Below are 13143 nucleotides of genomic sequence, written 5' to 3' on the forward strand. Positions count from 1 at the left end.
TTCGAGCGTGAGATGCCAGCCGACGGCTAAGCCTCGCGCCAGGCGCCAGCGACGGACATTGTCCGACTATTAGGCGCGAACGCTTCGGGAATAGTTCCGACCTTCGCCATCACCGGAACCTGTGCGGACACGCCAGCAACGACGCACACGCCGGCCGGAAGAATCGGAAGCGATTCGAACGAGACTCGATCGAGGTAGGCAACGGCCTTCTCAACGGCACGGATGTCCAGTTCATTCACAAGTCGATGGAGGAAGTAGTTGTGGAGCTGGGAGATGATCGTCGGCGAGATGTCGTGGGGTCGCTGGCTTGCGATGGTGAGAAAGACGCCGAACTTCCGTCCCTCTTTGATGATCTCCTCGAACGTCTCCAGGCGGTAATCCCGCCAAGCTTCGCTCTCTCGCGCTGACTCCGTCGAGAGGATGTTGTGCGCCTCATCGATGATCAAGTTGAGATAGGTCGAGTTGTCGAGGTCCGTTTCCTTCTTGCGATCGTAGAGATGCTTGCAGAGGAGCATCGGAACTACTTTGCGCATCGCCAGGTTGACATCGCGGAGCGAAACAACGGTTAGCGGAGCGGTCGGCGCGATCGAATCGGCCGCAACGACGACACGTTTGATGTCCCGGACGCGCGTCTCCATGCGCTTGATGAGCGGTGAGAGGTGGGGACTGCTGCACGGATAGGTGACAGGTTGTAGTCACGCCGCCAGTGCGACGGTCGTGTTCATGATGGTCTCGAACTCGATGGGCGTCAAACGCCCCAGGCGGGCCTGACGGCGGCGCCGGTGGTAGGTCCGCTCGATCCAGGTCACCATCGCGATGCGCAGCTGCTCGCGGGTCGTCCAGGTTCGGCGGTCGAGGACGTTCTTCTGCAACAGCGCGAACCAGCTCTCCATGGCTGCGTTGTCTCCGCTCGATCCGACTCTTCCCATGCTCCCGACCATGCGGTGGCGGCTGAGAGCGCGGAGCATCTTCCGGCTTCGGAATTGAGATCCTCGGTCCGAATGCACCACGCAGCCGGCGACGTCGCCGCGCATCGCGACGGCGTTCTCGAGCGCCTGAACGGCCAGCCGCGACTTCATCCTCGAGTCGATCGAGTACCCCACGATCCGACCCGAATAGACGTCCTTGATCGCGCAGAGGTACAGCTTGCCCTCAGCGGTCCGGTGCTCCGTGATGTCCGTCAGCCAGAGCTCGTTCGGCGCGTCGGCGGAGAACACATGCCTCACCCGGCCGTGCTCGTCGACGACGGCGCAGAGGTCGTCGTGCACGGGAGGCCCGGGTCGCCGATGTTTGCCGCGCTTGGGTTTCCCGAACGCGCTGAACCAGCCGTTCGCTGAGGCGATCCGCCACGCGGTCCGATCCGACATCGCCTCGCCGTGGTCGCGGGCCTCGTCGGCGAGCAGCCGATGCCCGAACTCGGGGTCGTCCTGGTGGGCGTCGAACAGCGCGTTCGCGCGATACGCCTCCACCACCTCGCTCGGGGTGATGGGATCGGCCAGCCACCGGTAGTAGGGCTGGCGGGAGAGCTTGAGCACCCGGCACGTCACCGTCACAGGAATCCCCGCTCCGGCGAGCTCTGTCACGAGCGGGTAGAACCTTTTCCCGGCAGGTTCGCCTGCGACAGATACGCCGCCGCCCGCCGCAGCACCTCGTTCTCCTGCTCCAGCAGCCGGTTCCGCTTCCGCAGCTCGCGGATCTCGGCGGCCTCGGTCCGCGACTGTCCAGGCTTGGCGCCCGTCTCGATGTCGGCGCGACGCATCCACTTCTGCAGCGTCATCGGGTGAACTCCGAAGTCTTTCGCGATCTGCTCGATCGTCACTCCGGGCTCGCGGTTCCTCGCGACGCGCACAACGTCGTCACGGAACTCGCTCGGGTAGGGCTTGGGCACAGCAACATCCTTCCAGGCCCGCCCCACGGGCAAGCCAGCTCAGATGTCACCTACTCGTGCAGCAGTCCCCCCTGCGTTTCATGGTGATGGGTAGGTCGGCAGCGTACGCCGCCCTTGTTCGCCCGTCCTGCCTGGGGCGCGTGGGCTCGAACGTGACCGCAAGTCGGTCGTCGCAAGTGCGGATGCGATGCGCCTACCGGTTCGCGACTTTCGCCCTATAATTTGACCCGCAAGACCCGTGCAAACACATGAACTTTGAGCGGGCGACATTCGAACCCGCGACTGCCGGCTGACGTCGTCGCGTCCGCGGTTCGGTCTCAGCCGACCGTCATCGTTTCGTTCGAGGCCACTCCCGCGCCGCGGTAGCGACGCTCGAGCGCCCGGACGCGGACCAGCCGAACGAGGGTGATCGGCCCGTTCACCACGAACTTCAGCGCGTTCCACAAGCACACCAGCACGAGCAGGTTGATCCATCCGGGAGCGCCGCCGGCGACCCACTGCGCGAGGGCGGCGGCGAGCACGAGGTAGACGACGGCGAAGAGCATCGCGGGCACGCCCCACTTCAGGCCGCGGCGAGTGTGCGTGGCGCGGATGATCATGTTCGTCGGCATCGTCCGCTGGAAGAACGCGTAGATGCGACTTACGAAGGCGATCAGCAGTCGGAACATCGGCCAAGCCTCTCCTTCAGGCATGGGGCTTGCAGTTGCGCTCAGGCTACGCCCGCCTCTCGGACGTCGATAGGACCACCCGCTACAAGCTGTGGACAACGTGAGCGCGCGCAGGTGGCCGGTGTGGCTGTCTAGGAGCATCCGTCCCCGACAGCCAGATCGCCCGATCCCGCGCCACCGCTGCGGCCGCGGCATCCATTCGCTGGTTTGCCGACGCAGCGGGAGCACCGAGCGCGTCATCCTCGTAAACGCTGTACCGGTCACGGTAAGCCGCAATGATGCGCGCCTGCTGCCGCCACCTACCCGCTCGCGCCGGACTGACGGGGACGCGCCCGAGCGAAGCGATCCACCTCTCCCCCGACGTCAACGCGGATTCGACTAGCACCGATGCACGCTCCTCGATGAGGTTTGCCCGTTCGTCGAGGGCGCGCCGCATCTCGGCATCCATCTCCCCTATCGCTGCCGGGATCAGGCCGGCGATGAGCCGCCCCCCGCTGCCCCGCGAGCTGCCGCTCAATGGCTGAGCGAGGACTCGCTCGAGGCGCTCGTGGAGCACCGCCGCGGCATCCTGAGCATCTTCGAACCCACGCGCGGCGACAATCCGCGGAAGCAGCGTCCCAACGTTGTAACCGACCGCCTCCGCGCGTCGAAAGCCCGCTGTCAGGGCGCCGAAAGCGTCCGAGGTGATCGCCGCTTCGGCCAGTTCGGCTGACAGTCCGCACACCCGAATGAGACTCGTCCACCGCGGCCGCTGGGCGGACGCCGCGATCGTGTCGTACTCGGCCGCAAGCTGCGCGATCGATCCCCAGGTCTCCTGCTCGGCGGCGATCGTCTCGTGTGCCGATAGCTCGGCGCCGACGTGCCCGAGCACGCCCGCGAGGATGTCCCGGGCTGTGGCATCGGGACGTTCACCGGGATGCCGCGCGGAGTGATTGTCGTCGGGGCGGGCCACGACCACGTACGCCGTGTTCGACTCTCTCCCCCGCGTCATCGCGACGTACAGGTTCTCGCGCGTCGTTCCTGGCTCGATGACGGCGTGCGCGGTGTCGGTCGTGATCCCTTGCGCCCGGTAGGCGGTCACGGCGTAGCCGAGGTCGACGTTCTCCGCGACGTATCCGGCCGGCAGGCTGATCGGTCGAGCACCGGCGCGGTCGGTGTTTCGCACGCGTAGCGAGCCGTCGCGACGAACCGCGACGACCTTCCATCGTGCGCCGTTGCGAACCCAGTCAGGGCCTGATCGCAGGCGACGGTCGTTCTTGCGCGTGATGACAACATCACCGACGGATGCTGCGGACTCATCCCGCAGGGATGCTTCGGCCGTGGCATCCACAGCGCCGGCGAGGATCAGCTCGGCGCGCGCCCGTCGGTTGAGGGTTGCGACCGCTTCACCGGTTTCCGCGACGAGCACGGACGACGTGCCGGCGACCATGTCGTGGAGCCAAGAACTGTAGGCCGCGTCGGCCATCGCGTCGGCGTCGCCACCAACGATCCGGTCGTGCGCGCCGTACGTGTCGAGGGCTTGCAGTCGCCCGTAGCGCAGGTCGAGGGATGCCTCCTTCTCCCACGCATTGCGGAAGCGGTGCACGTCGGCGAGCTCAGGGGCATCTGGGCGTGCTTCGACGAGCATCCGGAACGAACCGCCGGCGTCGACCGACTGCAGCTGCGCCCAGTCACCCACCAGGAGCACTTTCGCGCCCGCCCGCGTCGCCAGCGTGCTGATGCGATCGAGCGTGAGGGTGCCAGCAAGGGATGCCTCGTCGATGATGACGAGCTGTGATGCGCGCGCCGCTACGCGGCCATGGCTATGCTCGTGCAACCACTTGGCGGTGTTCTCGGTTGTGATCCCGAGGTCGTCGGAGAGTTCGCGCGCGGCAGCTGCCGACGGTGCGAGACCGATGACCGAGCCGCGGCCGTGCTCGTGCTCCCATGCAAGGCGGAGCGCGTGCATCGCGGTTGTCTTGCCCGCACCGGCTGGGCCGATCAGCACGTCGAGCGAGCGCGCTGACGTCGCGATCGAGTGGAGGGCCGTGCGCTGATCATCCCCGAGGACGATCCCGCGATTGCGGCGCGCCCGCTCCGCGCGCTCGAGAGTTGCAGCGCTGACCACCGGCGCATCGGTCGCGTGCGATGCGGCGAGCAGTCGCTCCTCCGCGTCGAGCAGCGCAATCGATGAGTAGCGCGCGGAGTTGCGCGGACGGAAGACGCTCGTCTCATCAGCACGCCGAAACTCAGCGGGAGAGACCGCGAACTCAGGTGGCGAGAGGCGTGTGGAGCGCTGCTCCGCAGCATCCGTGATCATACCCACGATCGCCTCGCGGTCCTCGGTCGCAGCGAAGCGCCACCCCATCGTCTGACGCGCGGCTTCCGCGTAGAGGTTCCAGCGCGTCCAAGTCGAGCGACGCTCGCTCGCGGCTTCGACGACACGCTGTTCGAGCTGGTTCAGGATGCCGCGCTCGATATCTTCGACACGCAACGGCCGTGGAGTGTCATCGTGATTCACCGCTTTGCGCGCCCAGGCGGTCGCATCGCGGCCGAGCAGTCGGCTCGCGCGCGTGCGCCACTCGTGCGTGAGATCGGCGAGCGATCGAAGTTGCTTCTCGGGACGGGTCGCGAGCGTTGCCTGCTGACGAAGCCGAATGATCGTCACCTTCGACGGCGCCCGACCGTGCGCCGCGATGTACTCGTCGATGAGCCGGTCCTTCTCGATGTCGATGTGACGCGAGCGAGACGAGAACTCGGCGACGAGGTGCTCGGGAACAGTAGCGATCGCCCAGACCGAGTTGCGATCGGCTTCGCGCTCGCGGTGTTCCCACCGGACGCCGAGCGCACGCGACAGGTGGTCGGCAAACACAGCGGCGTGCAGCTCGGACAGCGCAACCGTCGCCGCGTGCAGAGGGCGCCCGTCGAGCGAGCGCCACTTGCCGTCGAACACTGTTTGGACCTTGTTGCTCACCACGACGTGCGTGTGCAGCTGCGGATCGCCCACGCGCGAGTCGAAGTGGTCAAAGGCTGCAGCGACGAGCCCAGCGACCTCGACCTGGGCCACTGCACCGTCGCGGCCTGCTTCTCCGGCTCGGGTCACGGCGAGTTTGCTCTCCATGAAGGCGAGAACGTCGTCGATCGCCTTGTGGTGCGCGGCGGCGATTGTGGCCTGGGTGTTGGCGTCGGCGACTGCCCAGAGGACCGATGCTGACTTGGGGAGCGAGAAGGTGAAGTCATAGCCGGCGACCGCGCGTCGGCGAGTCGGCGGTGAAGTGTGTGCGTTCGGAGGCTCGACGCCGGCCTCGGATGCCGCGTACTCAGGATATGCCCGGCCGAGCGCGGTGCCCGTGCCGGGATCGCGACCCATTCCAAGGAGCAGCTCGAGCTGAGCTTCAGACACCCGCGACCCCGCGCCGATTCTGCCGACTGCCAGCGCCGGAAGTCCGCTCCCGAGCCAGCGGCCGGGCGGCGTGCCGGCCTCGGCGTAGTAGCGGGTCAGCGGTGTGGAGAGCGGCCGTTCGCCGTCGGCCGCAGCCACGGTGCGGAGGAGGTACTTGTATCCATTCCCCGCGCTCATCACCCGCATCGACACCGACACCCGTCACCGCCCCTCTGCTGTCAGAGAGGTGGTCGAGCCAGGCCCGTACAGCGGGCTCGCCCTCGATCTGCAAGACGTGTGGGCTGATCGCCGACAAGCCCGGGGCCGCAAAGGTGTGTCTGGATTGGTGAGGCGGAGTGTTAGCTTCACAACATGAGGGACAGCCGACCAGCGGATACGGGGACGACCCTGAAACATCGCGTCGTGCGGACCATCACGGACAGTGGGGGCGGCGGGACAAGCGGATCTTCACCAAGCCGTGACCAGGGCCGGTATTTCTTCGGAGACATCGAAGAGTCACATCGCGCGTACAGCGTCTCGTGGGAACACATCCCAGCGCAGTAGGAGCATTACTGCGCGACGGCAGTCACGACGTCCCAAGCGCCGGACGACGCCCGCTGCCCGCTACGTCCGACTCGTTTCGTGGCACTGCAGCCGCGTTTGTCGTCAGAGTCCGAAGGCACCGCCGCTGATGAGGATGAAGACGCCCAGGCCGATCAGCACGATGGGGAACAGGATGTGTTCCCAGCGTTCGAGGAGCTCCGCGATCGGCTTGCGGGTCGTGATGAACTTGGCCAGGCCGACCAGCACGGCGACCAAAGCCAGGAACACGATGCAGTACGCGATCGTGGCGGCTGTGCCCACATTGAGAAAGACGGGGACGTAGACCCCGATGTTGTCGCCACCGTTGGCGAAGGTCACTCCGGCAACGGACCACACGGCGACTTTCTTGCCCTCGAACTTCGCGTCGTCATCGTCGTCATCATGCCGATCGCGCCAGGCCTGCCATGCCGCCCATAAACCCAATCCCAGGGGAATGAGCCCGAAGTAGGGGATGACCCCTGGGGGCAGGAACGCCCCGGCGCCGAGTGCAACCAGGACGGAGGCAGCCAAGATGCCGGCGAACCCGAGGTACTGTCCGAACAGGATGCGGGCTGTGGTCCCGCGCTGGCCGGCGCCGCGGGCGAAGAAGAGCGAGAGCACGATGATGTCATCGATGTTCGTCGCCATGAACAGACCGATTGCCTGAAGGATCGACGAGAGAATCATGCGCCCACCCCCGGGCAACCGCATCCCGCGGACCTCATGTCAGACCACCATGCGTCGGCGACATTCGTGCGAACTTGGTGCTCGAGACCCATCATCCCCCGTCGCCGGTGTGCTGGGAGCCTCGGAGGTAGAGCAGGAGGCCGAGGGCTACGCCGACGCCGAGGATGACGTCGGCGATGTTGCCGATGAACAGGTTGCCGTAGGCGAGGAAGTCGGTGACGTGGCCGCGGCCGAATCCAGGTGGGGCGAACAGCCGGTCCAGGAGGTTGCCGACCGCGCCGCCCCAGAGCAGCCCGATCACGACCGCCCATCGTGCGGTGCGCGCGCGCGTCGCGGCGATGAGCAGTACCACAGATGCGACCGTCGCGATGACGGTGAGCAGCCAGGTCGAACCGGAACCGAGCGACATCACGGTGCCGGGGTTGAACGCGAGCTGCAAGCCGAGCCAGTCTCCCAGGAGTGGGATGCGCTCTCGTTCGGTGAGCTGCGCGAGTGCAAGTGCTTTGGAGCCTTGGTCGATCAGCACTGCTGCAACTGCGACAGCACACGCGAGAAGGAGCAGCCGGGCCCGACCGCGCTGGGCCGCTGGGCCGGGGGACCTCATTTTGACGGCGTTTTCGTTTCCCGGGGTCAGAGCGGGGCCGTTTGCCGGAGCGGTCATACGTTCGTGCGCCGCGCCGCGCGGAGCCCGTTGAGGATGACGATGACCTCCGCGACCTCGTGCACGAGGACGACGGCGGCAAGACCGAGGATTCCGGTGATCGCCAGCGGCAGCAGCACCACGATGATCGCGATCGAAAGCACGACGTTCTGGTTGATGATGCTGCGGCCGCGGCGTGCGTGAGCGAGGGCCTGCGGGATCAGGCGAAGATCGTGGCCGGTGAACGCGACGTCTGCGGATTCGATCGCGGCATCCGCGCCCTTGACGCCCATCGCGATCCCGAGGTCGGCGGCCGCGAGAGCGGGGGCGTCGTTGATGCCGTCGCCGATCATGGCGGTGGGCTGCGTCTTGGAGAGCTCGGCGACGGCCGAGGCCTTGTCCTCCGGGCGCAGCTCGGCGCGCACGTCACTGATGCCGGCCTGTGCAGCCAGCGCGGCAGCGGTGCGCGCGTTGTCCCCCGTGAGCATCGTCACCCCGACTCCGCGGCGCGTCAGTGTCGCGATGAACTCGGGAACCTCGGGACGTAGCTCATCCCGCACCCCGATTGCGCCGGCCGGGGCGTTTTCGCGGTGGACGATCACCACCGTCATCCCTTCGGATTCCATCGCGTGCACCTGCTCGGCCAACGTCCCGGCGTCCAGCCAGCGCGGGCTGCCGACCGCGACCCGAACGCCGTCCAGTGTGCCCGTGATGCCGTGCCCGGCCGACTCGGTGACGTTCTGCGCAACGGTGGCGGCGGGCACCGCGTTGGTGATCGCTGCGGCGAGGGGATGGGTGCTGTGAGCTTCCAGGCTCGCCGCCCACGTGAGAATTTCGGTCTCGCTCGCACCGGTGGTGACCACGCGGGCGACGGTGGGCTCGTTGCGGGTGAGGGTGCCCGTCTTATCGACGGCGAGGTGACGGATGCCGCCGAACCTCTCGAACGCGGCCCCGGACTTCACGACCACGCCGAACTTCGACGCCGCGCCGATTGCGGACACGACCGTGACGGGCACGGCGATTGCCAGAGCGCACGGCGAGGCGGCGACGAGCACGACTAGGGCGCGGGTGATCCAGAGTTCGGGGTCGCCACTCAGCAGCGACCCGAGCACGCCCACCAGCACGGCGAGGATCATCACGCCGGGAACGAGGGGACGGGCAATCCGGTCGGCCAAACGGGCGCGGTCGCCCTTTTCCGCCTGCGCCTTCTCGACGAGTTCGACGATCGTGGTGAGCGAGTTGTCGGTGCCGGCGGCGGTGGCCTCGACCTCGAGGACGCCCGTCGTGTTGGTCGACCCGGCCGACACGTCGGTGCCGGGGTCGACCTCGACCGGGATGGACTCGCCGGTGATCGCGGACGTGTCCAGGCTGCTCCGTCCGACGCGGACGGTTCCGTCGGTGGCGATCCGTTCACCCGGCCGGACCACGAGGACGTCGCCGACGCGCAGTTCCTTCGCCTCGACCTCCGTCGTGACGTCACCCCTCTTGACGAGTGCGGTATCGGGTACGAGCTTCAGCAGCGCCCGCAGCCCTGCACGGGCGCGGTCCATGGCCCTGTCTTCCAGCGCCTCCGCGATGGAGTACAGGAACGCCAACGCGGCCGCCTCCTCGACGAAGCCGAGGATCACCGCCCCGGTCGCGCTGATCGTCATCAGAAGGCCGATGCCGAGCTTGCCCTTGGTGAAGAGCTTGCGCAGCGCTCCGGGTACGAAGGTGTACGCCCCCAGCAGCAGACCGATCCAGAACAGCACCAGCCCCGCGGTCTCCGCGCCGGTCCACTCGCAGACCAGGCCAGCTGCGAACGCGACGCCGGACGCGATCGGGATCAGAACGCCCGGGCTCCGGTACCACGGCCGGTCATCGTCATCATCGTCGTCATCAAGGTCGGAGTTCTCGACCTGTGAACCCGTGACAGCGCTCATGCTCGTGCCGCCCCTGCCACGCATCCCTCGACGCCGCAGTCGGGATCCAGACACGGCACACTGTCGTCGACAGCGAGAGTCACGTCCACCAGCGCCGTCAACGCGCGCGCCAAGTGCGGGTCAGCCACCTCGTAGCGGGTCTGCCGGCCCTCGGGCTCGCCGACCACGATCCCGCAGCCACGCAGACACGTCATATGATTGGACACATTCGAACGCGACAGCCCCAACTCCCTGGACAGCACCGCAGGGTAACTCGGTCCCGACAGGAGCGCCAGGAGAATGCGAGAGCGAGTCGGATCGGCCATCGCCCGCCCGAGTCGATTCATCACGTCGAGACGATCCGCAATAGTCAGCATCCGATGACTATACATCCACCGATGTATAGTCCTGTACTGGGCCACACGAGGTGCGGAGGATCACACATCGGAGGATCATGGCAGTGTGCATCTCGTTGTCCTTCACATCGACGACTGCCCCAGCTGGGTCGAAGCCGGCAGACGCTTGCAGGACGCTTTGCGCGCCTGCGGCTTCCACGAGACTGAGATTGTTTACCGACGGGTCAATGGTCCGGAGGATGCTGAGCGCGTGCTGTTCGCTGGGTCACCCACGATCCTTCGAGACGGTGAGGATCTGTTTCCTGGCAATGGTAGAACATCCAATCTTGCATGCCGGGTCTACGCCACACCAACAGGCCCGGCGGGACTGCCCACAACTGAACAGCTCATTGATGCGATCGACTCCCGTGAACGATGACACGACCGTCGAGTGCTCCTGTTGCGGAAGAGTTCTGCCGCGACGCAAGGTGCATGCGCTGAATGGCGGCGCTGGCTTCGTATGCCGTCGATGCGGCCTCTGGATCGCACTCCGACTCCGCGATGATGCGCCGCAGTAGACGGCTGCAGTGTTCGAACACGCTCCGCGAACGGAAGTCCTAGGCGGGAGCGGACTTTTCACACCCCGGACAGATGCTCGAGGTGCCCGATAGCTTCCTCGAGCAATTCGGAGACGTGGTCGTCGAAGAGCGAGTAGTGGATGTGCCGGCCGTCGCGCGTGCCAATGACCAGGCTCAGATGCCGCAGCAGCCGCAGATGGTTCGATGTGGTCGTCTGGCCGATGCGCAGCTGTTCGCTGAGGTCGGTCACGGTACTCGGCTGAACACTCAGCGCGCTCAGAATGCGCAGCCGCACAGGCGAGGCCAGCGCCTGCATGATCTCGGCGAGACGCTCAGCATCCGCCACGGACAAGGAGCTCGCTTCCCGACGCGTCTCAGTACCGGCCATGCTCACCATTGTGCCCTCCGATCACGATAATCATTCACAAGTACAATATATCATGATCTTATGATGTATCTTGTTGACATGACTGCTTCCTCTCCGACGACTACCGCGCCCGCTGCGGAGACGCACAACCATTCCCACGGTTCGGCCCGATGGGAGCTGTGGTTCGCGATCGCCGCGGGCGTGACCTACGCCGGCGGAATGATCGCCGAGTTTGCGTTGGGGCTGCCGATGGTTGGGTGGCCGTTGGTGTTCTTCCTCGCCACCTACTTCTTCGGTGGGTTCTTCACGTTCCGCACCGCGATCGCCTCGACAATGCGAGGGAAGTTCGAGGTCGACTTCCTCATGCTGGTGGCCGCGATCGGCGCCGCCCTCATCGGCCGGTGGGCGGAAGGGGCGGTGCTGCTGTTCCTGTTCAGCCTCGGCCACGCGCTCGAGGAGTACGCCCTCAGCCGTGCCAGCAAGTCCATCGAATCGCTCGCCGAGCTCGCCCCCCGCAGCGCCCTGGTGCGCCGCGGCGGGGACGAGCCGGTAGAGGTGCCGGTGGAGGAGATCGTCGTCGGCGACATCGTCGTCATCCGCCCGAACTCCCGCATCCCCTCCGACGGGTTCGTGATCTCCGGGGTGTCCGCGGTGGATCAGTCCGCGGTCACCGGGGAGTCGATCCCGGTGGAAAAGGAGCCGGTCGCCGACCCGGAGCGGGCGATGCGCACCGTCGACACCCTGCCCGCCGCCAACCGCGTGTTCGCCGGCACCGTGAACGGGTCCGGCGTGCTCGAGGTCGAGGTCACCGCGACCTCCGCGGACTCGACGCTCAGCAAGGTCGTCGAGCTCGTCCGCTCCGCCGACCAGGCCGCCTCCCCCACACAGCAGTTCATCGACCGGTTCCAGCGTTGGTACGTGCCCGCCGTGATCCTCGGGGTCGCCGTCACGCTCCTGATCTCCTGGCTCGCGTTCGCGCAACCGTTCCCCGACGCGTTCTACCTCGCCATGACGGTGCTTGTCGCCGCCAGCCCCTGCGCTCTCGCGATCGCGACACCGGCTGCGGTGCTGGCGGGTGTAGCCCGTGCTGCGCGTGCCGGCGTGCTCGTCAAGGGCGGCGCGCCGCTCGAGACGCTCGGACGGGTCAAGGCGATGGCGTTCGACAAGACCGGCACCCTGACCTGGGGTGCCCCCCGGGTGACGTCCGTCACGCCTGCCACCGACGTTCCAGAGACGGAGCTGATCCGCACTCTGGTCGCCGTCGAAGCGCTCAGCGATCACCCGCTGGCCGAGGCGATCGTCCGCGACCTCGAGCCCCGTGTCCCCCCGGCCGAGCGTCTCACCGCGACAGACCTGAACGCGGTCGTCGGCCGGGGCGTTACGGCGACGATCGACGGCGAGCGGGTCGATGTCGGCAACCTGCGCATGTTCGACGAGCAACAGCTCACGCTTACCGGCGGTCTCGCCGACGCGTACACGGAGGCGCGGGACTCCGGGCAGACGCTGATGATCGTCCGCCGAGGTGAACGATTCCTTGGCATCGTAGGAGTGATGGATGCCTCACGTGCCGAGTCCGCTCAGGTACTCAGCGCACTCCGGGCTGCGAACGTGGGGCAGCTCGTGATGATCTCCGGAGACAACCAGCGCGTCGCGGATGCGGTCGGCCGGGAAGTCGGCGTCGACACGGCAATCGGCGAACTCCTCCCTGAGGACAAGGTCGCCGAGATCACCCGCCTTGCTGAATCCCACCGACCGATTGCGATGGTCGGCGACGGCGTCAACGACGCCCCCGCCATGGCTCGCGCCGACGTAGGCATCGCGATGGGTGCGGCGGGCTCGACCGTCGCACTGGAAACCTGCGACATCGCCCTGATGAGTGACGACCTCGGCCGCGTCCCGTTCGCCCTTCGACTCAGCCGCGCGACCAGCCGCATCATCCGGCAGAACCTCATTGCCAGCCTCGCGATCGTCGCCTTCCTCATCCTCGCCACCTTCCTGGGACTGAACATCGGCGCCGTCGTGCTGATCCACGAGGGCTCCACCCTGATCGTCGTGGCCAACGCACTTCGCCTGCTCAACTTCGAGCGGGACAAGGAGCACCATGGCATCGACCACGAGGACAGGCCGAACGCTTGA

Annotated in this window: 10 protein-coding genes; 1 reads left to right on the top strand and 9 read right to left on the bottom strand. The window is 66.7% G+C overall.

Annotation, left to right across the window (positions count from 1 at the left end; translation table 11 throughout):
• Window positions 1-26: 26 nt before the first annotated feature.
• The 9 genes from ACFC1W_RS11850 to ACFC1W_RS11890 all read right to left on the bottom strand — a co-directional run bounded on the left by ACFC1W_RS11850 (window position 27) and on the right by ACFC1W_RS11890 (window position 11028).
• Entirely contained in the window at window positions 27-638 is a 612-nt protein-coding gene (locus ACFC1W_RS11850) for an ATP-binding protein (protein ID WP_375992636.1), read from the bottom strand.
• 57 nt (window positions 639-695) lie between these two features.
• Window positions 696-1888, bottom strand: a protein-coding gene (locus ACFC1W_RS11855) for an IS3 family transposase (RefSeq protein WP_375992638.1) whose coding sequence is annotated in 2 segments (ribosomal slippage) — window positions 696-1601 and window positions 1604-1888 — 1191 coding nt in all. Because the reading frame shifts where the segments join, the coding sequence is not laid out codon by codon here.
• 317 nt (window positions 1889-2205) lie between these two features.
• Window positions 2206-2556 (bottom strand): sulfate permease, encoded by a 351-nt coding sequence (locus ACFC1W_RS11860; RefSeq protein ID WP_375992641.1) that lies wholly within the window; start codon window positions 2554-2556, stop codon window positions 2206-2208.
• Between the two features lie 82 nt (window positions 2557-2638).
• A complete protein-coding gene (gene mobF, locus ACFC1W_RS11865; RefSeq protein ID WP_375992644.1) occupies window positions 2639-6115 on the bottom strand; it encodes a MobF family relaxase in 3477 nt (1158 codons plus the stop codon).
• A 468-nt stretch (window positions 6116-6583) separates the two neighbouring features.
• Window positions 6584-7186, bottom strand: coding sequence for a cadmium resistance transporter (locus ACFC1W_RS11870; protein WP_375992647.1), 603 nt, complete (start codon window positions 7184-7186; stop codon window positions 6584-6586).
• Window positions 7187-7277: 91 nt separating this feature from the next.
• Window positions 7278-7712 (bottom strand): signal peptidase II, encoded by a 435-nt coding sequence (locus ACFC1W_RS11875; RefSeq protein ID WP_375992649.1) that lies wholly within the window; start codon window positions 7710-7712, stop codon window positions 7278-7280.
• Between the two features lie 131 nt (window positions 7713-7843).
• Window positions 7844-9748 (bottom strand): heavy metal translocating P-type ATPase, encoded by a 1905-nt coding sequence (locus ACFC1W_RS11880; protein WP_375992652.1) that lies wholly within the window; start codon window positions 9746-9748, stop codon window positions 7844-7846.
• The gene (locus ACFC1W_RS11885) at window positions 9745-10104 is read right to left on the bottom strand and encodes an ArsR/SmtB family transcription factor (protein WP_375992655.1); all 360 of its coding nucleotides are present in this window, start codon (window positions 10102-10104) and stop codon (window positions 9745-9747) included. The genes ACFC1W_RS11880 and ACFC1W_RS11885 overlap by 4 nt, the downstream gene beginning before the upstream one ends.
• A gap of 594 nt (window positions 10105-10698) precedes the next feature.
• Window positions 10699-11028 carry an ArsR/SmtB family transcription factor gene (locus ACFC1W_RS11890; protein WP_375992657.1) on the bottom strand — a complete coding sequence of 110 codons (330 nt, stop codon included), beginning with the start codon at window positions 11026-11028 and terminating at the stop codon, window positions 10699-10701.
• A 78-nt stretch (window positions 11029-11106) separates the two neighbouring features.
• On the opposite strand from ACFC1W_RS11890, the gene ACFC1W_RS11895 reads away from it, so the two are divergent.
• Window positions 11107-13143, top strand: coding sequence for a heavy metal translocating P-type ATPase (locus ACFC1W_RS11895; protein ID WP_375992659.1), 2037 nt, complete (start codon window positions 11107-11109; stop codon window positions 13141-13143).

The organism is Microbacterium sp. NPDC056003 (genome assembly GCF_042274785.1).
GTDB lineage: Bacteria > Actinomycetota > Actinomycetes > Actinomycetales > Microbacteriaceae > Microbacterium.

What these genes read in the sequence shown, in the direction of transcription:
- ACFC1W_RS11850 (WP_375992636.1), bottom strand. Translation starts at nt 638, where the DNA reads ATGGAGACGCGCGTCCGGGACATCAAACGTGTCGTCGTTGCGGCCGAT.
- ACFC1W_RS11860 (WP_375992641.1), bottom strand. Translation starts at nt 2,556, where the DNA reads ATGTTCCGACTGCTGATCGCCTTCGTAAGTCGCATCTACGCGTTCTTC.
- mobF (WP_375992644.1), bottom strand. Translation starts at nt 6,115, where the DNA reads ATGAGCGCGGGGAATGGATACAAGTACCTCCTCCGCACCGTGGCTGCG.
- ACFC1W_RS11870 (WP_375992647.1), bottom strand. Translation starts at nt 7,186, where the DNA reads ATGATTCTCTCGTCGATCCTTCAGGCAATCGGTCTGTTCATGGCGACG.
- ACFC1W_RS11880 (WP_375992652.1), bottom strand. Translation starts at nt 9,748, where the DNA reads ATGAGCGCTGTCACGGGTTCACAGGTCGAGAACTCCGACCTTGATGAC.
- ACFC1W_RS11885 (WP_375992655.1), bottom strand. Translation starts at nt 10,104, where the DNA reads ATGCTGACTATTGCGGATCGTCTCGACGTGATGAATCGACTCGGGCGG.
- ACFC1W_RS11890 (WP_375992657.1), bottom strand. Translation starts at nt 11,028, where the DNA reads ATGGCCGGTACTGAGACGCGTCGGGAAGCGAGCTCCTTGTCCGTGGCG.
- ACFC1W_RS11895 (WP_375992659.1), top strand. Translation starts at nt 11,107, where the DNA reads ATGACTGCTTCCTCTCCGACGACTACCGCGCCCGCTGCGGAGACGCAC.